The 20,958-nt window shown below is 56.8% G+C and carries 19 protein-coding genes; 4 read left to right on the top strand and 15 right to left on the bottom strand.

What is annotated here, in order from left to right:
- Positions 1 to 7 precede the first annotated feature (7 nt).
- The 6 genes from USH94_RS18685 to pmbA form a co-directional block, all read right to left on the bottom strand.
- Positions 8 to 784: a DUF4311 domain-containing protein gene (locus USH94_RS18685; RefSeq protein WP_024907277.1), complete on the bottom strand. Its 777-nt coding sequence runs from the start codon at positions 782 to 784 to the stop codon at positions 8 to 10.
- 22 nt (positions 785 to 806) lie between these two features.
- Positions 807 to 1,106, bottom strand: coding sequence for a DUF4312 family protein (locus tag USH94_RS18680; protein ID WP_006810338.1), 300 nt, complete (start codon positions 1,104 to 1,106; stop codon positions 807 to 809).
- A gap of 2 nt (positions 1,107 to 1,108) precedes the next feature.
- The gene (locus tag USH94_RS18675; RefSeq protein ID WP_010427372.1) at positions 1,109 to 1,471 is read right to left on the bottom strand and encodes an SFCGS family glycine-rich protein; all 363 of its coding nucleotides are present in this window, start codon (positions 1,469 to 1,471) and stop codon (positions 1,109 to 1,111) included.
- A gap of 10 nt (positions 1,472 to 1,481) precedes the next feature.
- Complete coding sequence (locus USH94_RS18670) at positions 1,482 to 1,820, bottom strand: glycine dehydrogenase (RefSeq protein WP_111965362.1); 339 nt, start codon at positions 1,818 to 1,820, stop codon at positions 1,482 to 1,484.
- A gap of 315 nt (positions 1,821 to 2,135) precedes the next feature.
- On the bottom strand, positions 2,136 to 2,522 hold the full coding sequence (gene cybC / locus USH94_RS18665) for a cytochrome b562 (RefSeq protein ID WP_008501412.1): 387 nt from the start codon (positions 2,520 to 2,522) through the stop codon (positions 2,136 to 2,138).
- A gap of 38 nt (positions 2,523 to 2,560) precedes the next feature.
- Positions 2,561 to 3,913 carry a metalloprotease PmbA gene (pmbA, locus tag USH94_RS18660; RefSeq protein ID WP_111965363.1) on the bottom strand — a complete coding sequence of 451 codons (1,353 nt, stop codon included), beginning with the start codon at positions 3,911 to 3,913 and terminating at the stop codon, positions 2,561 to 2,563.
- A gap of 95 nt (positions 3,914 to 4,008) precedes the next feature.
- Here pmbA and yjgA point away from each other — a divergent pair, with 95 nt between their 5' ends.
- Complete coding sequence (gene yjgA / locus USH94_RS18655) at positions 4,009 to 4,560, top strand: ribosome biogenesis factor YjgA (RefSeq protein ID WP_008501414.1); 552 nt, start codon at positions 4,009 to 4,011, stop codon at positions 4,558 to 4,560.
- A 77-nt stretch (positions 4,561 to 4,637) separates the two neighbouring features.
- Here the strand turns inward: yjgA and mpl are convergent, their stop codons facing one another.
- A complete protein-coding gene (mpl, locus tag USH94_RS18650) occupies positions 4,638 to 6,017 on the bottom strand; it encodes a UDP-N-acetylmuramate:L-alanyl-gamma-D-glutamyl-meso-diaminopimelate ligase (protein WP_111965364.1) in 1,380 nt (459 codons plus the stop codon).
- Positions 6,018 to 6,214: 197 nt separating this feature from the next.
- Here mpl and fbp point away from each other — a divergent pair, with 197 nt between their 5' ends.
- Both fbp and USH94_RS18640 read left to right on the top strand, forming a co-directional pair.
- The gene (gene fbp, locus USH94_RS18645; protein ID WP_023310178.1) at positions 6,215 to 7,213 is read left to right on the top strand and encodes a class 1 fructose-bisphosphatase; all 999 of its coding nucleotides are present in this window, start codon (positions 6,215 to 6,217) and stop codon (positions 7,211 to 7,213) included.
- A 149-nt stretch (positions 7,214 to 7,362) separates the two neighbouring features.
- On the top strand, positions 7,363 to 7,719 hold the full coding sequence (locus USH94_RS18640; RefSeq protein ID WP_111965365.1) for a helix-turn-helix domain-containing protein: 357 nt from the start codon (positions 7,363 to 7,365) through the stop codon (positions 7,717 to 7,719).
- On the opposite strand, the gene USH94_RS18635 is transcribed toward USH94_RS18640, so the two are convergent.
- The 5 genes from USH94_RS18635 to ytfQ form a co-directional block, all read right to left on the bottom strand.
- Positions 7,691 to 9,262 carry a methyl-accepting chemotaxis protein gene (locus USH94_RS18635; RefSeq protein ID WP_111965366.1) on the bottom strand — a complete coding sequence of 524 codons (1,572 nt, stop codon included), beginning with the start codon at positions 9,260 to 9,262 and terminating at the stop codon, positions 7,691 to 7,693. The genes USH94_RS18640 and USH94_RS18635 overlap by 29 nt on opposite strands.
- A 93-nt stretch (positions 9,263 to 9,355) precedes the next feature.
- On the bottom strand, positions 9,356 to 10,357 hold the full coding sequence (yjfF, locus tag USH94_RS18630; RefSeq protein ID WP_023293434.1) for a galactofuranose ABC transporter, permease protein YjfF: 1,002 nt from the start codon (positions 10,355 to 10,357) through the stop codon (positions 9,356 to 9,358).
- Positions 10,344 to 11,369, bottom strand: a complete 1,026-nt coding sequence (gene ytfT, locus USH94_RS18625; protein WP_181574041.1) for a galactofuranose ABC transporter, ATP-binding protein YtfT — start codon at positions 11,367 to 11,369, stop codon at positions 10,344 to 10,346. Before ytfT ends, yjfF begins: the two co-directional genes overlap by 14 nt.
- Before the next feature lie 10 nt (positions 11,370 to 11,379).
- Complete coding sequence (gene ytfR / locus USH94_RS18620) at positions 11,380 to 12,882, bottom strand: galactofuranose ABC transporter, ATP-binding protein YtfR (RefSeq protein WP_008501421.1); 1,503 nt, start codon at positions 12,880 to 12,882, stop codon at positions 11,380 to 11,382.
- A 117-nt stretch (positions 12,883 to 12,999) separates the two neighbouring features.
- Entirely contained in the window at positions 13,000 to 13,956 is a 957-nt protein-coding gene (gene ytfQ / locus USH94_RS18615; RefSeq protein ID WP_014882271.1) for a galactofuranose ABC transporter substrate-binding protein YtfQ, read from the bottom strand.
- A 309-nt stretch (positions 13,957 to 14,265) separates the two neighbouring features.
- Here ytfQ and ppa point away from each other — a divergent pair, with 309 nt between their 5' ends.
- Positions 14,266 to 14,796 (top strand): inorganic diphosphatase, encoded by a 531-nt coding sequence (gene ppa / locus USH94_RS18610; RefSeq protein ID WP_111965368.1) that lies wholly within the window; start codon positions 14,266 to 14,268, stop codon positions 14,794 to 14,796.
- A gap of 157 nt (positions 14,797 to 14,953) precedes the next feature.
- Here the strand turns inward: ppa and USH94_RS18605 are convergent, their stop codons facing one another.
- From USH94_RS18605 to tamA, 3 genes are read right to left on the bottom strand one after another with little or no spacing between them, the layout of a single operon-like run.
- Positions 14,954 to 15,298, bottom strand: coding sequence for a gamma-glutamylcyclotransferase (locus tag USH94_RS18605; protein ID WP_111965369.1), 345 nt, complete (start codon positions 15,296 to 15,298; stop codon positions 14,954 to 14,956).
- Positions 15,299 to 15,300: 2 nt separating this feature from the next.
- A complete protein-coding gene (gene tamB / locus USH94_RS18600) occupies positions 15,301 to 19,077 on the bottom strand; it encodes an autotransporter assembly complex protein TamB (protein ID WP_111965370.1) in 3,777 nt (1,258 codons plus the stop codon).
- Entirely contained in the window at positions 19,074 to 20,807 is a 1,734-nt protein-coding gene (tamA, locus tag USH94_RS18595) for an autotransporter assembly complex protein TamA (RefSeq protein ID WP_111965371.1), read from the bottom strand. Before tamA ends, tamB begins: the two co-directional genes overlap by 4 nt.
- Positions 20,808 to 20,958: the final 151 nt, after the last annotated feature.

The raw sequence follows: 20,958 nt of genomic DNA, 5'->3' as shown, positions 1-20,958 counted from the left end.
GCTCCTGTTATTTACCGCTGAGCGAGTTGTGGATCATGTCGAGCCAGTTCGGCACGGTCAGATGGAAGGATTCAATCATCTTCATGTCGAAGCCGCGGAAGAAGCCGCTCAGCACGAAGAGCAGGACGATAGCCGCCATCATCACTTTGGTGACGTGGTTCCAGCCGCTCTCTTCTACGCCTTTACCGATCAGGATCCCCAGCACCAGGCCCGGTACGGCGTTCCCCATAATCAGCTGCGCCGCGCCGCCAAAAATGGTGGCCCAGAAGCCCGATTTTTTACCCGCATCGATAGCCGCCAGCCAGAAGATCACCGGCATCACGGTGTTCACCAGCAGGTTTGCCGCCGGCACCAGCACCTTCACGGCGGTGACCTGAAGGGCAGCCGGCACGGAGGAGGCGGTAAGGTTAAGGAAGGTCACGACAATCATGCCGATCAGGCCGCAGGCAATCGCCATTTTGCGCGGGTCGTGCAGCGTTTCGCCGACGTTACGGTTTTTGATCATCAGTGCAGCAGCACCCCAGTTCGGGATGATGCGGTGGTCAACGTCCTGTGTGAAGGCACCTGCGGCCACGGAAGAGGCCCAGGCGTTAAAGAAGAAACCTAACCCAAAGGAGAAGTGGGACGCCGGATCCCCTTCACAGGAGTTCAGTTCCCCCAACGTACGAAACGCGCCCATACCCTGAGTGGTAGGCGCATGAAACATGCGTGCAGCCCCGGCTCCGACACCGACGCCAACCAGGCCGCCAATGATGAGCGATTTTATTAATATAATTAAGAACATCAGTCTGCCCTTTTATGAATAATCAGCGTTGCGTGACGAAATCCACTTGGTCAAGATTGATAGCGGTCACGTTGACGGTCACATCCAGCTCCACGCTGTAGGTGCGTCTTTCCCGGCGCAGAAAGAAGAACAGAAACGCTTCTTTACGCACCGCTTCTTGCGCCTGAACGACCTGCACATCCTGTGGCTCAATACGCAGTAAGATATGCGGTGAGGCTTTCATCACCGCGGCCTGAACGTGGTTGAGCGCGTCGGCAAAGGCGCGCGCTTTGGCGTCGCCCTTCCCCTTCACTCTCACCGTGGTTGTGAACTGTTCTTTCATGCTTATGCGCCGTATTTCTTCTGCCACGCCTGCACCAGACGCTCGCCCAGCTCTTCTTTATCCATAAAGCCAAAGCCCAGCACGTTGCAGCCTTCGTTGATGGCGGTCACGCCCTCTTCCACGGAACGCATGCCGTATTTGGCCTTGTAGCCGTATTTGGTCTGGGCGGTGATGGCACCCGCACCGCCGCTGCCGCAAAAGGAGATGCCGAAGGTGGCGTTTTCCGCTTTCATCATGTCGCCGAGCTTCATGTCTGCCGCCATGCCCGGTACGACAACCGCGCGTCCACCTGCTTTTTCCACACCGGCAGCCACTTTCTGACCTTTACCTAGGCGATCGCCAATCACGACTGTAATCTGTTCCATGTGTTGCTCCTTAAAGGTTGTCTTTCGCGACTTCAAAGTGAACGGAGAGCAGCCAGGCTTCTTCATCAGGAAGGTTGCCAAACTGCGCGACCACTTCACGGGCAAGCCGCATTGAATCCGGTGAAATTTCGTCAAACAGCTCTGCTTCAACCTCCGGCAGCGGCTCGCCGGTCACGGACCGGTGCGCCATGGCGCGCACGTGGGAAGTGAGCATCTGCTCCTGTACCGCATTGGGGGTGATGTTGTTCCGGGACAGCAGGGCATAAACCTGCTGCAGCATGGTGTTCGCGAGCTGTTCTGTTTGCTCCGCCTGTTCCCCAACGTCGTTCATTACCGCTCCGTTAATCACTGGTCTTACCCCGTTAATAGCTCTGGAATAAAACTAACGTTGGGGGGGAATTGTTTGTAGCGAGTTGTTTTCCACTTCGAAGTGGAAAGGCGAGCCGCAGCAGTGATCTGTGCCACATAAATGCGGTGAATCTGAATTAATGACGGTATTTGCGTGATGAATATCACGTATTCCAGCGGCAAAACGCGCGTCGGGGAAACGAAACGTTCAGGCGTGGTGACGCAAAAATGTGATGGCGATAGGGTTTACTTATTACCGCGTAAAAAAAACGGGGGCCGCTGGCCCCCGCTGGTTGTTTGTCAGATGCGCGATCGGTTAACGGTATTTCTTGTGATACGTGTTACGGGTCGTCACAAACTGCTCGGCTGCCGCCTGGGCTTCCTTCACTTTGCCTTCGTTAGCCAGCTTCAGCGCGCCGTCGATCTGGCCGACCAGCACGTCAAAGCCGTGGCGGTAGTCTTTCATCTCTGCACTGTCTGCCGCTTTGCTTTCCAGCTTTGGAGGCGTCGCTTTTTGTGCGTCCAGCGCCGCTTCACGCATTTTGGTCAGCGCGTCTTTCATTTCCGCCGCATTGTCGGTTTTCTGCACCACCTTCAGGTTTTGCCCGAGGATGCCCATGTCGTCTTCAAGATCGGCAGCAAACGCAGAAGAGCCAAGAACCAGCGTTGAAGCCGCGACGATCGCTAACAGATGTTTACGCATTGCTCACTTCCTTTTTTATTATTAACAAAACGCTATCTCTATTGTCCGGCGATTTTCATTTCCGGGAGTAATACAGAACCACACTGTATATTGCTGCGTGTTTCAATATCGTTACCGACAGTAACGATATTGCGCCACATGTCCTTCAGGTTGCCGGCGATGGTAATTTCGCTCACCGGATACTGGATTTCGCCATTTTCCACCCAGAAGCCCGCCGCGCCGCGAGAGTAGTCTCCCGTGATGCCGCTGACGCCCTGGCCCATCAGCTCGGTCACCACCAGACCGGTGCCCATCTCTTTCAGCATCTGCTCAAAGTTGAGGCCCTGCCCGGCAATGCGCCAGTTGTGAATGCCGCCCGCGTGCCCGGTGCTTTTCAGCCCCAGCTTGCGCGCGGAGTAGTTGGTCAGAAGCCACTGGGTCAGAATGCCGTCCTTCACTATGTCACGACGCTCCGTGCGCACGCCTTCGCTGTCGAACGGCGTGGAGGCCAGGCCTTTCAGCAGGTGCGGATGCTCTTCGATGGTCAGCCATTCCGGCAGGATCTGCTTGCCCAGCGAGTCGAGCAGGAAGGTCGATTTACGGTAAACGGAGCCGCCCGCGATAGCGCCCACCAGATGGCCAAACAGACCGGTCGCCACTTCGTTGGCAAAGATAACCGGCGCTTTCATGGTGGAGAGTTTACGCGGCGACAGGCGAGACAGCGTGCGTTCGGCGCACTCTTTACCCACCCACTCCGGAGACTGCAAATCCCCCAGCGCGCGGCCAATGGTATAGGCGTAGTCGCGCTCCATGTCACCGTTCTCTTCGGCGATGACGCAGCTGGAGAGCGAGTGGCGGGTAGAGCAGTAGCCCTGCAGCATGCCGTGACTGTTGCCGAAGACTTTGATGCCGTAGTGGCTGTTAAAGCTGCCGCCTTCGGTATTGGTGATGCGCTTGTCGGCCTGCAGGGAAGCCTGCTCGGCGCGCGCGGCAAGCTCGATCGCTTCGTCCGGGGTCACTTCCGCCGGGTGGAACAGATCGAGATCCGGCGCGTCAAACGCCAGCAGATCTTTATCCGCCACGCCTGCGTAAGGATCCGCAGAGGTGTAACGGGCAATATCCAGCGCCGCCTGCACCGTACGGGCAATGGCATCCGGGCTGAGATCGGTGGATGACGCGCTGCCTTTGCGATTCTGGTGATACACCGTGATCCCAAGCGCGCCATCGCTGTTGAATTCTACGTTCTCCACTTCACCATAGCGGGTACTCACGCTGATGCCGGTGGTTTTGCTGACCGCCACTTCGGCGCCATCTGATTTTTCTGAAGCAAGCATCAGCGCGGTGGAGACGGCTTCTTCAAGAATCTTACGCTGCGCTTCAACTTGTGAGGTTACTTTCATCGCAAATGCCATACTGTAAGAGAGAGTTATCTGAAGTCTAACAGAGAACCGTTTTTCAGTGCGCGTCTTAACTGGTAACATTAGCCTCTTTTTTTAAGGAGCCTGACATGACTAAGCAGCCCGAAGACTGGCTCGACGACGTTCCCGGTGATGACATCGAAGACGAAGATGATGAGATCATCTGGGTCAGTAAAAGTGAAATTAAACGTGACGCCGAAGAGTTAAAACAGCTTGGCGCGGAAATGGTAGAACTGGGCAAAAACGCGCTGGACAAGATCCCGCTCGACCAGGATCTGCGCGATGCCATTGAACTGGCACAGAAAATCAAAAAAGAAGGCCGTCGTCGCCAGCTTCAGCTTATCGGGAAAATGCTGCGTCAGCGCGACGTCGATCCGATCCGCCAGGCGCTGGACAAGCTGAAAAACCGCCACAATCAGCAGGTTGCGCTGTTTCATAAGCTGGAGCAGATCCGCGATCGTCTGATTGAACAGGGTGATGATGCCGTGCCGGAAGTGCTGAACCTGTGGCCGGATGCCGACCGCCAGCAGCTGCGTTCCTTGATCCGCAACGCGAAGAAAGAGAAAGAAGGGAATAAGCCGCCGAAGTCCGCGCGCCTGATTTTCCAGTATCTGCGCGAGCTGTCTGAGAACGAAGAGTAATTCGTTCCCCTCACCCCGAAGGGGCGAGGGAGAAAAGAACGTAGGCCCGGTAAGCGCGAGCGCCACCGGGCTTTTTTTTACGCGTCGGCTGCCGCTTCCGCTTTCTTCGCCAGACCGTCCAGCAGCTTCTGATGGATCCCACCGAACCCGCCGTTGCTCATCACCAGAATATGGTCGCCGGGCTGAGCGGCTTTCACCACCATATCCGCGAGCGCATCCACGTCCGCACTCCAGTGCGCAGGCTGAATGCAGGCATCGGCTACTTCAGCCACCTGCCACGGAATATGCTGCGGCTGCAGCAGGAAGACCTCATCGGCACGCCCTAACGACGGCGCCAGATCGTCTTTGCAGATGCCCATCTTCATGGTGTTCGAACGCGGTTCCAGCACCGCCAGAATGCGCGCGGTACCGCCGACCTTGCCACGCAGGGCGGCGAGCGTTGCCAGAATGGCCGTTGGGTGGTGCGCGAAATCGTCATACACGGTAACGCCGTGGGCTTCACCGCGCAGTTCCAGACGGCGGCGGGCATTGATAAACGAGCCCAGCGCGTTGGCTGCATCCGCAGGCAGAACGCCGACGTGACGCGCCGCAGCAATGGCCATCAGGCCGTTGTGCATGTTGTGCTCGCCCACAAGGCCCCACTTCACCTCACCCACTTTTTCACCGTCGAGCAGCACTTCCCACTCGGAGGCATCGGCGTTGAGTTTCTTCGCCTGCCAGTGGCCCTGCTCGCCCACCAGCTCCTGCTCGCTCCAGCAGCCCATCGCCAGAGTCTGCTTCAGGTTGATATCGTTCTCCGGCAGGATGATGCGCCCCTGACCCGGAACAATGCGCACCAGATGGTGGAACTGTTTCTGAATCGCTTTCAGATCGTCAAAAATATCCGCGTGGTCGAACTCAAGGTTGTTGAGGATCAGGGTGCGCGGGCAGTAATGCACGAACTTGGAGCGCTTGTCGAAGAACGCGCAGTCGTATTCGTCGGCTTCGATCACGAAGAACGGGCTGTCACCCAGACGCGCAGAAACGTCGAAATTACCCGGTACGCCGCCGATCACGAAGCCCGGCTTATAGCCGCAGGCTTCGAGGATCCAGGTTGCCATGCCCGCGGTCGTGGTTTTGCCATGAGTACCGGCAACGGCAACCACCCAGCGGTCGCGCAGGACGAAGTCATGCAGCCACTGCGGGCCGGACATGAACGGAATATTGCGTTCCAGTACCGCCTCGACGCACGGATTGCCGCGGGTCATCGCGTTACCAACGATCACCAGGTCCGGCTCGGGATCCAGCTGGCTGGCATCGTAGCCCTGAATTAAAGAGATGCCCTGTTTTTCCAGAAGTGTGCTCATTGGCGGATACACATTGGCGTCCGAACCTGTCACTTCATGGCCCAGCGAGCGCGCCAGCATTGCCAGTCCGCCCATGAAAGTGCCACAAATCCCCAATATATGAATGCGCATACGTCACTATCCTTCTTCAATGTGGCGCACATTTTACTCACATGTTAGCGGCTGTGAAACGCATTTCAGGTAAATCCGTATGTTGCTGGCGCGATTCACCTCTGCGCTACTATTTGAATATTTGTTAAGATTGTTGGGCTTTAGTCGTTTTAGTGAACATACAATCGCTCTACTCACAAAGATGCAGGGAAAGTGTTATGAAAACGTTAGGTGAATTTATTGTCGAAAAGCAGCACGAGTTCTCTCATGCTACCGGTGAACTCACTGCTTTGCTGTCGGCAATAAAGCTGGGCGCTAAGATCATCCACCGTGATATCAACAAGGCCGGTCTGGTCGATATCCTGGGTGCCAGCGGTGCCGAGAACGTTCAGGGCGAGGTTCAACAGAAACTCGATCTGTTCGCAAATGAAAAACTGAAAGCTGCACTGCGCGCGCGCGACATCGTTGCGGGTATCGCCTCTGAAGAAGAAGATGAAATTGTTGTTTTCGAAGGGTGTGAACACGCTAAATACGTTGTTCTGATGGATCCGCTCGACGGTTCCTCAAACATCGACGTTAACGTTTCTGTCGGTACCATTTTCTCCATCTATCGCCGCGTCACGCCTGTTGGCACGCCGGTGACCGAAGAAGATTTCCTGCAGCCTGGCATTAATCAGGTTGCTGCCGGTTACGTCGTTTATGGCTCGTCCACCATGCTGGTGTATACCACCGGATGCGGGGTTCACGCCTTTACGTACGATCCTTCACTGGGCGTTTTCTGTCTGAGCCAGGAACGCATGCGCTTCCCGGAAAAGGGCAACACCTACTCCATCAACGAAGGCAACTACATCCGATTCCCGAACGGCGTGAAGAAGTACATTAAATTCTGCCAGGAAGAAGATAAAGCGACTCAGCGCCCTTACACGTCCCGCTATATCGGCTCTCTGGTCGCGGATTTCCACCGTAACCTGCTGAAGGGCGGTATCTACCTCTACCCAAGCACCGCCAGCCATCCGGACGGGAAACTGCGTCTGCTGTACGAGTGCAACCCGATGGCATTCCTCGCCGAACAGGCGGGCGGCAAGGCGAGCGACGGTAAAGAGCGTATTCTGGATATCGTGCCGGAAAGTCTTCACCAGCGCCGTTCATTCTTCGTCGGCAACAACCACATGGTTGAAGACGTTGAACGTTTTATCCGTGAGTACCCGGACGCGTAATATCTCTCTTCAGGGGAGCCGTTCTGGCTCCCCTGTCATTTATATATTTTACCGTATAAGTGTTTATAAAAAACATGCTTTAATATTCACCACTGCTCCTGCATTATTTCCATAACAGTTTGACAGATATTTCGTGGAGCAAAATCGCAATGAACAATTATTCCCGTGCTAATACCGGCATTGATTTAAATCTTATCCCTGTATTTATTGAAATCGTCCGCTGCGGCAGCATGGCAAAAGCCTCTTTGCGTCTGGAGATGTCACGCCCCGCGGTGAGTCTGGCCTTAAAGCGTTTTAATCAACTCTTTGATGAACCATTATTTTTCCGAAAAGGTTTATATCTTGAACCGACGGAAAAAGCGTTAGCCTTAACCAGCTCGCTGGAAATATTAATGGGTGAAATTCACGATAATATTGCGGCAGTTAATTCCGGGGGAAATAAAACCCCGGCACAGAACGTACCGGGGTTGAGTAATATTATGCAGCGGTCTGAGTCGTCACTTTGAATGATGACATCGCTTCCATAAGCTGACGCGACTGCTCCTCAAGGGAGCGGGTCGCAGCGGAGGATTGCTGCACCAGCGCCGCATTCTGCTGCGCGGTTTCGTCCATCTGATTCACCGCAATATTCACCTGCTCAATGCCGCGGCTCTGTTCCTGGGACGCGGTCGCAATCTCACGCATCAGTTTGGTCATGCGCAGCACTTCTGTTGCGATCTCATCCATCGTTTCGCCAGCCTGCTGAGCCAGCTCGCTGCCCTCGTTAACGTGGGTCTGCGAATCACTGATAAGCGATCGGATCTCTTTCGCCGCGTCGGCGCTGCGGCTGGCAAGGTTTCGCACTTCGCCCGCGACGACGGCAAACCCACGCCCCTGCTCGCCCGCGCGCGCCGCTTCCACGGAGGCGTTAAGCGCCAGAATATTGGTCTGGAAGGCAATACCGTCGATCACGCTCAGGATGTCGGCGATGCGCGCCGAGCTGCCGGAGATATCGCGCATTTTTTCAATCACGTAGCAGACCATTTCGCTGCCGTGATCGGCCGTATCGGACACCGACTTCGCCAGCTGGTGCGCCTGCTCGGCGTTATCCGCGTTGAGTTTCACCGTCGCGGTGATTTGTTCCATGCTGGCCGCCGTCTGCTCCAGCGACGTGGCGGTGGATTCCGTACGCTCTGCAAGATCGCGGTTTCCCAGGGTCAGTTCGCGGCTGCCGGTGTCAATTTGCGAGCTGGCATCGCGTACCCGCATTACCGAGTTCATCAGCGACTGTCGCATCTCCTCTATCACCGCGTTGAGGCGGTTAAACTCCTGACTCGCGGGCGCGGCAAGCGTATGGGTTAAATCCCCCGCCGCCACGTTCTCCAGCTGAGCAATGGAGGCCGAGAGCGGCTGGAGCAGCATATGGCGCAGCACCAGCCACGCGAGCACGATAATGCCCGCCGTCAGCAGCGCGGCGACGATAATCAGGATCAGCACGCGGGTTTTACTCGCCTGCACGGCACTCACTTCCGCCTGACCACGCGCTTCGCTCCATTTCTGAAACGCCTGCATATCGTTATCAAACTGTTTTGCCACCGGGATCAGCGTCTTCTCCAGCAGATCGTAATACCCGTCCGCGCTCTGGTCGTTCAGGGTTTTCAACATCGGGTTAATCCCCTGCTGGCTATACATCGCCAGGCTGGCTGACACTTTGTCGAGCAGCTGTTGCCCCTGCTCGTCAGCCACGCCGCCGTCGATCACGCCTTTCAGCGTTTTCTGGGCCAGGGCAACTTCCTGATTGATGTTATTTACCGCTTTGGCCGCATCGTCCAGCATGCCGATTTCCATCATGCGGACGGCCTGACCCGCTTCATTGCGGGCGCGCAGGATCAGCGTATAGCCTGAATTTAGCTGCACCATCTGCTCACCCTGAAGGTGATTAATGCGCTGCAGCGAAGAAGAACTCTGTGTGAGGGCATAAATGCCAATGCCGCTGACAATCAGCAGCAAAAGGGTCATAACGGCCAGTAAAGAGAGCAAGCCGGTACGAATCGATAGCGTTTTAAGCATGATATTATTTCCGGTAGCGAGATATTTCTGGGCATAAAAAAAGAGTATCGGCCGCTACCGGAAAATGTTTAGACTTTAAGCAAATTCAGCGTGTTATCGCTCTGTTACCGATGTGTTTACGCGGGTAACAGGTGAGCTTTGACGGTTCTCCCAGAGCACCGTCAGGCCACGCTGCAGGGCAATAAAAATAAACAGCAGAATGCCGATGGCGATCTTCGTCCACCACGAGCTGAGCGTGCCGTCAAAGTTGATATAGGTTTGTATCAGTCCCTGAATCGCCACGCCGAACAGCGTCCCCAGCACCGTACCCACGCCGCCGCTAAGCAGCGTACCGCCGATGACCACAGAAGCAATCGCATCCAGCTCAACGCCAACGCCTGCAAGGGCATAGCCCGCCTGGGTATACACCGAGAAGACGATACCCGCCAGCGTCGCCAGGCCTGTCGAGAGCATATAGATGCGGATGGTAGTGCTGCGGGTCGAAATCCCCATCAGGTTTGCCGACGTAGCGTTACCGCCGATGGCGTAAACCTGATTGCCAAACCGGGTACGGTGGGCGAGGAAGATGCCGATCACCACAACGCCCAGCATCAGCAGCCCCATCGCGCTCAGGCGACCGCCGCCGGGAATTTTCCACGCCAGGCTGGAGAGCGTGTCGTACACCGGATGGTTAATGGGAATCGACTCTTCCGACACCAGATAGCTCACGCCGCGCAGGAAGAACATCCCGGCGAGGGTGATGATAAAGGCAGGAATTTTCAGCGCGTCGATCAGCAGCCCCATAAAGGCACCAAACGCGCAGCCCATCGCCAGCACCAGCGGAAACGCCACCAGCGGAGAGATCCCCCAGAAGCCGATCGCCTTCGCGAGGAACACGCCCGTAAACGCGATCACCGAGCCGACGGAGAGATCGATCCCGCCGGAGAGGATCACAAAGGTCATCCCGACGGCGATGATGCCTAAAAAGGCGTTATCGGTCAGGATATTGCAGATCACGCGCGTCGAGGCAAAGCCGGGGAATTGGGTGAGGCAGTAGAGATACCCCAGCACAAATACGCCCAGCGTGATCATCAACGGTAAATTACGTTTTATCATGGCCACGGATCCCCTTAATGATGCTGACAAAGCGCGGCGACTGGACGATCAGCACGCAGAGTACGACCACCGCTTTCACAACCTGGTTGAGTTCCGGCTGAAAACCGGAGAGCAGGATCCCGGTGTTCATGCCCTGAATGATCAGCGCGCCGATCACCGAGAGCAGCAGGTTAAAGCGCCCGCCCATCAGCGACCCGCCGCCGATGACCACAGCCAGGATTGCGTCCAGCTCCAGCCAAAGCCCGGCGTTGTTGGCATCGGCTCCGCGGATATCCGCCGCGACGATCACCCCTGCGATGGCGGCGCAGATACCGCTCAGCACGTAGGTCAGCATCACCATCAGCCGCGTGTTGACCCCGGCGTTGCGCGCGGCGCGAATGTTGATCCCAACCGCTTCAATGAACATGCCGAGCGCCGTTTTACGGGTGAAGAGCCAAAAGACAACGAGCGTGGCCAGGGCAATAATCACCGGCGTCGGGAAGAACAGAAGGTTGCCGCTACCAAGCCACGCCAGGCTCGGGGAGTTAAAGGTGACAATCTGGCCGGAGGTAATCAGCTGCGCCACCCCACGCCCGGCCACCATTAAGATAAGCGTGGCGACAAAAGGCTGAATTTTCAGCACCGCCACCAGAATGCCGTTCCATAATCCGGCCAGCACGCCGGTGCCTAAGGCCGCCAGCAGTACCACCGGCAGGCTATGCCCGGCCACGGTCATGGAGGCTGCAGTGGCCCCGGCGATAGCCATCACCGCACCGACGGAGAGATCAATCCCGCCGGTGGCAATGACCAGCGTCATCCCGATGGCCAGCAGCGCCACGGGCGCAGCACGGTTCAGGATGTCTATCGGGCTGCCAAACAGGCGACCATCCTGCACGATAATCTGGAAGAAATGCGGTGCGACAAGGCTGTCAACCATCAGTACCACCAGCAGCGCCGCGATTTGCGGCGTGCCGGTTGGCCAGCTGAAGCGGCGCTTTGACTCACCGGTTTGCGAAAGCGAACGGGACATCACGATTCACTCCTTATGCCGCAATGGCATTCATGATCGCCGGAACGGACAGCTTATCCAGCGGGATCTCTGCCACCTGCTTGCGATCGCGCATGATAATGACGCGATCGGCATAACCTACCAGCTCCTCCAGCTCGGACGAAATGACGAGCAGGGCCAGACCGTCTGCACACAGGGTTTCGATAAGTCGGATAATTTCGGCGTGCGCCCCCACGTCAATGCCGCGGGTCGGTTCGTCGAGGATCAGGAACTGGGGTTTGGTCAGCAGCCAGCGAGACAGCAGCACCTTCTGCTGGTTGCCGCCGGAGAGGAACTCGATCGGCTGTTCCGCGCTCGGGGTGCGGATGCCGAGCTGGCGGATAAAGCGCTCGGCTATGGCATTTTGCTCTTTACGGGGGATCGGGCGCAGCCAGCCGCGCTGGGCTTGCAGCGCCAGAATGATATTCTCCCGCACCGAGGCCGCGGCAATGATACCGTCCGTTTTCCGATCTTCCGGGCAGAATCCAACGCCCAGACAGGAGGCCTGATGCGGCGATCGCAGGGTTTGCGGTTTGCCCTTGATCAGCGCGCTGCCGCTGTCCGCGGGCTTGATCCCGAAGATCACCTCGGCGGTTTCGGTTCGGCCCGAGCCTAGCAGGCCCGCCAGCCCGACAATTTCGCCCGGCCGCACCTCAAGGTTAAACGGCGATATCACTCCTTTTTTGCCGTAATCGCTGAACGCGGCGACCGGTTTCTCGCTCAGCAGCGTGCGCCCTGCGCGCTGGAGGGCGTTGGTTTCCAGCTCACGACCCAGCATCATTTTCACCAGCTCGATCTGCGGCAGCTCGCGGGTTTCGCGGCAGCCAACAAAGCTGCCGTTGCGCAGCACCGTAATGCGATCGCTCACCTCATATACCTGATCGAGGAAGTGGGTAACGAAGATCAGGCTTACGCCCTGATCGCGCAGCTGGCGCATCAGGGTAAAGAGCATCTCCACTTCCTGGGTATCGAGGCTGGCGGTGGGTTCGTCCAGGATGAGTACCTTCGCGGAGAGATCGATCGCGCGACAGATGGCAACGATCTGCTGCATCGCCACGGAAAAGCGGTTCAGCGGCTCGCGGACGTCGAGGGAGAAGCCGTAGGATTCCATCAGCTTTGTCGCCCGCGCCTCCATCTCTTTGCGGCGCAGCAGGCCAAAGCGTCGCGGCTCACGGCCAATAAACAGATTATCCGCCACCGACATATTCGGCAGCAGGTTCACTTCCTGATAGACCGTCCCGATCCCCAGCTGTTGGGCATGGGCGGTATTTTTTGGCGAAATGGCGTTGCCTTCCAGCCAGATGGTGCCGCGGTCGGCGTGATAAACGCCGGTCAGGGATTTAATCAGCGTCGATTTTCCCGCGCCGTTCTCGCCCAGCAGCGCCATGATCTCCCCACGCCGCAGGCTAAAATCAACGTTATCCAGCGCTTTTACGCCGGGGAAGAATTTGCTCAAGCCCTCTGTGCGGAGGATTTCCTGGTGTTGTTCAGTGGTCATGGTTTCCCCCTCACCCTCTCCCCGGAGGGGAGAGGGGACTATGCGTGCCTGTCTTTAATTTCTGCCCAAACCGCCCTCTTCCCTCTCCCCTCCGGGGAGAGGCCTGGGGCGAGGGGCTTAGTAGCCCATATTTTTCTTCTTCTCTAACTCTTCTTTCGCCGTGTCAGGCAGGTAGAGCGTGGATTTGGTAACCGTCACTTTCTCCGGCATCGTGCCGTCTTTCTTGAATTTCTCCAGCGCGTCGAATGCCGGGCCCGCCATGTTTGGCGTCAGCTCCACGCTGGCGTTGGCTTCGCCGTCAATCATCGCTTTGTAGATATCCGGCACGCCGTCGATAGAGCCGGTGAGGATATCTTTGCCCGGCTTCAGGCCCGCTTCTTTAATTGCCTGAATCGCGCCGATTACCATGTCATCGTTGTGGGCGTAAACCATGCAGATATTCTTGCCGTTGTTTTCAGCCTTAATGAAGCTCTCCATGACCTCTTTACCTTTACTACGGGTAAAGTCGCCGGACTGAGAGCGGATGATCTTGATGTTTGGCGCTTTCGCGATGGCTTCAGCAAAGCCTTTTTTACGGTCGATGGCCACGCTCGCGCCGACGGTGCCCTGCAGCTCAACGACGTTACACGGCTTGCCGTCGACCTGTTTCACCAGCCAGTCGCCAATCAACTGCCCTTCAAGCACGTTGTTAGCGGTGACGGTTGTCATATAAAGGGATTTGTCTTTGACGTCGATGGAACGGTCGAGCAGGAAGACCGGGATCTCAGCGTCTTTCGCTTCCTTCAGGACGGGTTCCCAGCCGGTTGCCACGACGGGTGCAATAAAGATGGCATCCACGCCCTGGGCGATAAAGGAGCGCACGGCTTTGATCTGATTCTCTTGTTTTTGCTGACCATCGGCGATTTTCAGGGTAATACCGCGTTTCTGAGCTTCGCTTTTCGCCACGTTGGTTTCTGCCGCTCGCCAGCCAGATTCAGAGCCGACCTGCGAAAAACCTACGGTTAAGGGAGCGGCCATCGCCATAGACGACATGGCTGCCGAAACTGCTGTGACCAGGAGTAAGCGCTTCCACATATGAACGTCCTCGTAGGGTGAGTTATTGTTGGTTAAAAGATGTTCTGCGGAATGACTATAGCCCATGAAATATGTAACGAATTGCGTTACATCACACTTCAGAAAAGTGAATAAAACGTTAATCACAAGTTTGTAATCGCTTTCATTTCTCCATGAAAAATGCGGCTGAGTTTATGGATTTTTCTGTCATGGAATCGGTCTGAAAAGTGGGAAGAACGTGGAGAGAAGGCGAAAACAGGCGGAGACATTCAGCGCGAGTTGGCTATAATACCTGCCACTTGTTTACCATCCATTTTAAAGGACACCGACATGAGCTTACTCAACGTCCCAGCGGGTAAAGAACTGCCAGAAGACATCTACGTAGTTATCGAAATCCCGGCTAACGCAGATCCTATCAAATACGAAGTGGACAAAGAGAGCGGCGCCCTGTTCGTAGACCGTTTCATGTCTACCGCGATGTTCTATCCGTGCAACTACGGTTACATCAACCATACCCTGTCTCTGGACGGTGACCCGGTTGACGTGCTGGTCCCAACGCCATACCCACTGGAGCCAGGCTCCGTCATTCGCTGCCGTCCAGTTGGCGTGCTGAAAATGACCGACGAATCCGGTGAAGATGCGAAGCTGGTTGCGGTACCGCACACCAAGCTGAGCAAAGAGTACGATCACATCAAAGATGTGAACGACCTGCCAGAGCTGCTGAAAGCGCAGATCACTCACTTCTTCGAGCACTACAAAGACCTCGAAAAAGGCAAGTGGGTTAAAGTTGACGGCTGGGACAACGCAGAAGCAGCGAAAGCGGAAATCATCTCCTCTTTCGAACGCGCTGCTAAGAAGTAATTCTTACCGCTGTTAATGAAGGCCCCGCACGTCGGGGCTTTTTTTGTGGCGGGCGCGCAGCTGGGCCTACAGTGAACATGTAGGCCGGGTAAGCGTAGCGCCACCCGGCAAGAGGCGTAAAAAAACAACGCCACCTCACGGTGGCGCTGTTTTTTTTTCAGTACTGGTCTCTGTCTAACCAGTTACCGCTTACAATCCGCGTTAACCCTTCGACCGGACGCTGGTAGACATACATCCACGCGCTTCCGTACGGCGTCTGGATCAACTGGCGTGCGTATTCACCGCCCCTGGTGCGCAAGGCATCAAGTTCGGCAAGTGTCGCGTTATCAATACGATAAACTTCACCCTGTACTGTTCCTTCGCCCGGAACCGCGCCTGGATAGTGGCCCAGGCTGTACAACTGGTAGTTCTCGATATCGTAATTCCCCAGTAGCTGGGCATTGGTCATCCAGTGACTGTTGCCTTGCCTGGTTCGTAAACTGCCGTAGACAAATATTCGCATTGCTAAAACTCAAACTGATAGAGCAGATCAAGTGCCTGGTCTACGCCGGACACTGCTTCCAGATATAGCTTAGGCATCAGGCGATAGCGTAACGTGAGTGTTGCCAGTGAGTCAAAGATCCCCACACCATATTTTACCTGCAGACCCGGCAGTACATAGCCGCTGACCACCACCTGCGAGGAGTCACCCACGCCCTGGGTGTCCAGCGCCAGATTGCTTACGCCGAACGTCTCGCCGATTTTACCCACAACCTGCCCACTTTGTGCAACCCCCAGACCCACTAACATCGAGGTCATCGCCGCGCTGTCGCTCTGACCGCTGTCCAGACCTTGTCCACGCAGCAGATAAGAGAGGGCTTCCTGCTGCGACATCGCCGGGTCAGAGAAGATCTCCGCCTTCGGTTCGTCGGCGGAACCGGTAACGCGTACGCCAGCAATAACGTCGTTTTCCGTCGCTTCAGGGTTACGAATCGCTTCGATGTTCAACAGAGGCTGATCCGGTGGACCGGAGAATAGCAGCTCGCCTTTACGGACGATCAGATCCTGACCATACGCATGGAAACGCCCTTCAGGAATATTAATTTGCCCGTTCAGGCCAAGCCCTTGTTTATCCTGCGCCACCTTCAGGTCGCCCGTGAGCCTCGCCTTCAGCCCAAACGCATTCAACCGCACGTTATTCCCCACGTGCACGATAAGATTACTATTAATCGGTATGCCCGCGCTCTTCTGTTCGACAGGTTTCAGATTTTCATTGAGCATAACTTCATCACTTGAGACGCCGACCGCGCTTTCCGGCACGTCGTGAACCACGATGCGCGCCCACGGCACGTCGACGCGTCCGTCAAGCGTGAAGAGGCTTGGCGTGGCTTCAAAGACCACATCAGGCGAGACGTCCAGGCGTACCATTGGCGGTACGGTGATGCGCACCTTGCTGCCTTTCGCGGCAATACGCGCGCGCCAGTTATCGAGCTGGCTCCAGTCCGCGTCGCCGCTCAGGTTGATTTGCCCTTGCTGCGTCAGTACCGAGCCGCTCAGCGTCGAGCTCATGCCGTTGAAGTTCATCGCGATCTGGCTGGGCTGCATGTCAAACGGCATAAAGTTGCCGTCAATATCCACGCCGCTAAGCCGCATCTGACCGAACAGCTGCGGACTTTGCGCGTTGCCGGCCAGGCGCAGGTTAGCGTTCAGCATGCCCTCGGCTTTTTCCCCGCGGGCGAAAATCGGGTTCACCATCGCCAGGTTGAAGTTACGGATGTTGACGTTACCGCCCAGATTACGCCGTCCCTGCGGATCGGTAATCTGGACCTGCCCATCCAACTGGCCGTTGTTGGTCAGGCGGATTGTCCACCCCAGCTGTGCGCGATTGTTATGCAGATCGGCACTCAGGTTCAGAGTATCGAACGCCACCGGAAGGGGCGCGTTGTTGACCTCCTGCGTCACCTTAACGTTACGCCCGGACAGCGTGACGCTGCCCTGCGGCAGCCCCTCTTTGGTGGTATCCCAGGCGACATCGGCTTTTCCGCTGAAGACACCGCTCGCCTGTGTTGTATCCGGCATAAACGGCTTTAGCATCGCCAGATCGAAGCGGTTGAGGTTGATCTGCGCCCGCCCTTCCGCGCCCGCATCGATGGTCTGCGGCACGCACAGCTCCGCATTCGGATTGGTCCAGCAGTGTGGCCCAATGCTGATCTTCTGCTCGGCGTTGCGGTAGTCCAGGGCGATGGAGCGCGAGAGCGCAAGCGGCCCGACCGGCGTATTGAAACGGGTGTTATCCAGCGTACCTTTCCAGCGCTCCTCTTTGCGGTCAAAGCTGCCGGTGAGGTGAAGCTGGCCGGAGACCGGCTCGCCCTGCACGCGCAGCTGGAGATCGTGCTGCTTCTCGTTCCCTTTGGCATCCAGGGTGACCAGGCTAATGTTCACGTCCGGCTGAGAAATGCGCTCCACGCGCAGGTTGAGGTTACCGCCGATCTGATCGGTGGATTTCACATCCCCTTCCACACGTACCCGGGCAATGCTCAGCTCCTGCCAGCGCAGGTTATTGGCGGTAATGTCCGCCAGCAGCTGCGGCGCGTCTACCGTGCCGCGCACCTTCACGAGTCCTTTCGCCGTGCCGCCAAGCCCCGGCAGGGCGTTATCCAGATTCGGCGCGTCGATGGTGGCGTCCAGATTGAGATCTTTCACCCCCAGCTCGCCCTTGATATCCGCCGTGTTGCGGCCCAGCGCCACGTGCAGCCCTGGGATAACCCACTGCAGATAGCTGTTGCCTTTCACCGAGCCTTCAACGTTAACCTTGTTCTGCTTCACGTTCCCGGTGAGCTTAATTTCCGGCACGTCCATCTGCCACGTACCGCCGTACAGGCTGCCGCGGGTTTTGATCAGGCCATCCAGTTTTGACGGCCAGTCCGGCACCTCTTTGGCGGTATTAATGCCCGTCAGCTTCAGCTCGCCGCGCCAGCTGATCGCCTGCTGCCAGTCGAGCAGCGCGGTCAGCTCGGTTTTGCCTTCAAGCGCCGCGACGGTCAGCTTGTCGAGGTTGACCTGCTGTTCGTTGCCCTTCGCATCCAGCGTAATGTTCGCGGGCGGCACGCCCTGCCCCTTCACCGCGGTGCGGAACGAGAGCGTGTAGTCGGTCATCTTTCCGCTCAGCTTCAGCTTCAGGTCATCGGCCTGGAACTGTTTTTCGCCGGTGAACGGCCAGGAAAGCTGCTTGCTGACCACCTCAAGATTGAGCGGCAGCCCGGCTTCCGCCAGCTGGGTTTGCGCGCGCAGGACCATGTCCACAGGGCCGGAGAGATTGACCCCGACATCCAGCTTGTCGCGGAGCGCTCCGCCCACTTTAACCTTCACCTTTTCGCCTTTCAGCGGATCGATGTTGAGGGCACTGTTCAGCGTAATATCTACCGGCCAGTTATCGCGCAGCAGGGCAGTCCCTGACGCATTCACCGATCCCTGGTTAGTGTCGATATCCAGCGCGTCGAGCTTCATGCTGCCGTCAATGCTGCTGACTTTCAGCAGCATATTGTAGACCGTCAGATCGGTATCGCCGGTCAGGCGCAGCTGCTCCCCTTTGAACTCTTCAATATTGAGGTTCAGCGGCAGGTGAACGTCGGTCATTTCCGGCAGGACAGGCTTCGAGAAGAGATCTTTCAGCGTTTCGCCCAGCGGCTTCTCTTCCGGCTTCGGGTTCTGGATCTTCGGCTCGACGATCTCTTCCTGCGCCACGTCGGCCACTTTCGGCAGCGCGATCAATAAGCCCTGCAGGGACGTTGGCGTCAGGGTGAGGTTTTTCTCCTGCCAGCGCAGGCCGGAGGTGAAATCCATCACGGACACGGTGGTGTCGTCGATTTTGACATTGACGTTATCAAGCGCCACCCGATAAAGCGCGATCGGGTACGGCGTGGAGAGATTCAGCGGACCGCTGTCCTCTTCCTCTACCGGCGCAGACTTCGGCATTTTCTTCGAATCTATCGCCACGTTGACGTCTTTTAGCGACAAATCGTTGACGCAGAGCTTGCTGTCACGCAGACAGCCCAGCTTCACCGCCAGGTGAAACTCCCCGGCGTTCACCGCCACGCCCGGCTGCTCATAGCGGATGTTCTTCAGGCGCAGATCGCGCCAGCCGCCCGTCACCTGACCAATCTCCAGCCCCGGCACCCAGCGGTTCGCGGCGTTAAACAGCAGATGCAGCCCGGTCGTCGTTCCAACCAGAAACGCCACCGTACCGAGCAGCAGCACGATAAAAATCAGCACCCCGAGGCTTATTTTCTTCCATAAACTCATAATTCAGGCCCCAGACCGATGTAAAACTGTAATCCGTGTTCATCTTTGTCGCCGACAGGCACGGCGAAGTCGAGCTTGATGGGTCCGACTGGCGACTGCCAGCGTACGCCCACGCCCGCGCCGGTTTTGAAGTCGCTGCGGCGGATATCGTTCACCGCTTCACCGCCGTCAACAAACATGGCGCCCCACCACTTTCCGCTGACGTTGTACTGATACTCCAGCGATCCCGTCGCCAGTTTTGACGCACCGGTTAGCTGGCCCTTTTCGTTCTCAGGTGAGATCGATTTGTACTTATATCCACGAATGCTGCGGTCGCCCCCGGCGAAGAAGCGCAGATCCGGCGGAACGCGCTCGAAGTCTCCGGTTTCAATCCAGCCGAGATTGCCGCGCATCACAAAGCGGTGTTTGTCATACAGCGTGCGGATCCAGACGTTTTGCGCCTGCAGGACGGAGAAGTCCACGTCGGAGCCCCAGGCGGAGTTGGAATAATCGATCGAGTAGCGCTGTGAGTCGCCCCAGGTCGGCATCAGGCCCCCACGCGAGCGGGTGCGGCTGATCATCACGCCCGGATAAAGCAGCATGGTGGTATTGGTGACGTTGGCCTGGGTAAAGTGGTCCAGGCTCCAGCGCAGGTTAATGGCTCGCTGCCAGCCGCTGGAGAGATCCCAGAAGCGGGAGACCGCAAGCGTCGTAGAGTCCTGCTTTGTGTCGTTTAAATCGGTGCGCTTAAAACCGCCCTGCAGAAGGTAATATTGCTCAAGCGGATTTTTCAGCAGCGGCATTTTGTAGCTGAAATCCAGCTGCTGCTCGGGCGCAGAGAGGCTCAGGCTGGTGGTCAGGCTGTGACCGTACGAGTTCATCCACGGTTTTTTCCACGAGGTTTTCACGCGTGGTCCGACATCCGTCGAGTAGCCAACACCGGTCTCAATGGTGTTCTCGGTGCGCGGCGAGACTACGCCATGCAGCGGCAACACCTTGGTTTTGCGAGACTTCTCAAATTCCGGTGCGACAACTACGGAGTTAAACCAGCCGGTAGCGGAGAGGCGTCGGTTCAGCTCTCCGAGATCGCTCGACTGGTAGTAATCCCCTTTTTTGAAAGGCACAAGGTTTTGCAGGTACTCTTCGCGAATTTGCGAACCTTCAAACGTCACGTCGCCAAAGCGGTAGCGCTCTCCACTGTCGTAGTCGATATCCCAGAAGGCCTGACGTCTCTCCAGCGCAATGCCCAGCTGGCTTTTATTGAACTGGCTGTCAAAGTAGCCCTTACGCAGGGAAACATTCGTCAGCTCTTTTTTGAAATGGTCGTAGTCACCGTGGTTAAGCACGGTACCGATTTTCGGCCGCGTACTGAGCAGGTCCAGATAATCCCGGTCGGTACGCGCACCGCCGCGCAGGATGACGTTCGTACCGCCAATCAGTACCGGCTCACCCGGCGAAACGCGGGCAATAAGGACCTGGCGCCCCTTCTTTGGCGGCGGACGGAGGTCAAAATCAATAGTGGGTTCGTAATACCCCAGCGCTTTCAGCCCTTCACGGATCGCATCATCTACGCGCGCGCGAAAACGCCGGTCCGGCGTCACCTCATCACTCTGGATGGTCGACAACTGCGCACGCACGTTTTTTTGTAGCGCCCCGGATAACCCCTCAACCTGCAAACGGACATTCGCCGCGCTGGCAATCCCGCTTGTCAGCAACACACTGACTAAACATAACTGGCGGATTTTTGTCACGTTTTCTCCTGAATATCCCTGTTTCCACCCTGGAAGCAAATGAAGTGCCGCTCCGCGGCAAAATACGGCCTGTGGCCAAAAACCCGAATCGCGGGTTGAAAATGGGTGTAACACCCAAATATTTCTTATGATTAAATCTAGACTGATTCAG

The sequence above is a fragment of the Enterobacter sp. 148H3 genome, assembly GCF_034107425.1.
GTDB classification, from domain to species: Bacteria; Pseudomonadota; Gammaproteobacteria; order Enterobacterales; family Enterobacteriaceae; genus Enterobacter; species Enterobacter vonholyi.
Note: the sequence above shows the minus strand (reverse complement) of the source record. Positions and strands in the feature narration are given on the sequence as shown.

Excerpts from the sequence above, each read along its gene's own strand:
- ytfR (WP_008501421.1), bottom strand. The coding sequence starts at position 12,882 with ATGACCACTGAACAACACCAGGAAATCCTCCGCACAGAGGGCTTGAGC.
- USH94_RS18640 (WP_111965365.1), top strand. The coding sequence starts at position 7,363 with ATGAACAATTATTCCCGTGCTAATACCGGCATTGATTTAAATCTTATC.
- USH94_RS18680 (WP_006810338.1), bottom strand. The coding sequence starts at position 1,106 with ATGAAAGAACAGTTCACAACCACGGTGAGAGTGAAGGGGAAGGGCGAC.
- mpl (WP_111965364.1), bottom strand. The coding sequence starts at position 6,017 with ATGCGCATTCATATATTGGGGATTTGTGGCACTTTCATGGGCGGACTG.
- yjgA (WP_008501414.1), top strand. The coding sequence starts at position 4,009 with ATGACTAAGCAGCCCGAAGACTGGCTCGACGACGTTCCCGGTGATGAC.
- tamB (WP_111965370.1), bottom strand. The coding sequence starts at position 19,077 with ATGAGTTTATGGAAGAAAATAAGCCTCGGGGTGCTGATTTTTATCGTG.
- ppa (WP_111965368.1), top strand. The coding sequence starts at position 14,266 with ATGAGCTTACTCAACGTCCCAGCGGGTAAAGAACTGCCAGAAGACATC.
- cybC (WP_008501412.1), bottom strand. The coding sequence starts at position 2,522 with ATGCGTAAACATCTGTTAGCGATCGTCGCGGCTTCAACGCTGGTTCTT.
- USH94_RS18675 (WP_010427372.1), bottom strand. The coding sequence starts at position 1,471 with ATGGAACAGATTACAGTCGTGATTGGCGATCGCCTAGGTAAAGGTCAG.
- ytfQ (WP_014882271.1), bottom strand. The coding sequence starts at position 13,956 with ATGTGGAAGCGCTTACTCCTGGTCACAGCAGTTTCGGCAGCCATGTCG.
- fbp (WP_023310178.1), top strand. The coding sequence starts at position 6,215 with ATGAAAACGTTAGGTGAATTTATTGTCGAAAAGCAGCACGAGTTCTCT.
- pmbA (WP_111965363.1), bottom strand. The coding sequence starts at position 3,913 with ATGGCATTTGCGATGAAAGTAACCTCACAAGTTGAAGCGCAGCGTAAG.
- USH94_RS18635 (WP_111965366.1), bottom strand. The coding sequence starts at position 9,262 with ATGCTTAAAACGCTATCGATTCGTACCGGCTTGCTCTCTTTACTGGCC.
- USH94_RS18685 (WP_024907277.1), bottom strand. The coding sequence starts at position 784 with ATGTTCTTAATTATATTAATAAAATCGCTCATCATTGGCGGCCTGGTT.
- yjfF (WP_023293434.1), bottom strand. The coding sequence starts at position 10,357 with ATGATAAAACGTAATTTACCGTTGATGATCACGCTGGGCGTATTTGTG.
- USH94_RS18605 (WP_111965369.1), bottom strand. The coding sequence starts at position 15,298 with ATGCGAATATTTGTCTACGGCAGTTTACGAACCAGGCAAGGCAACAGT.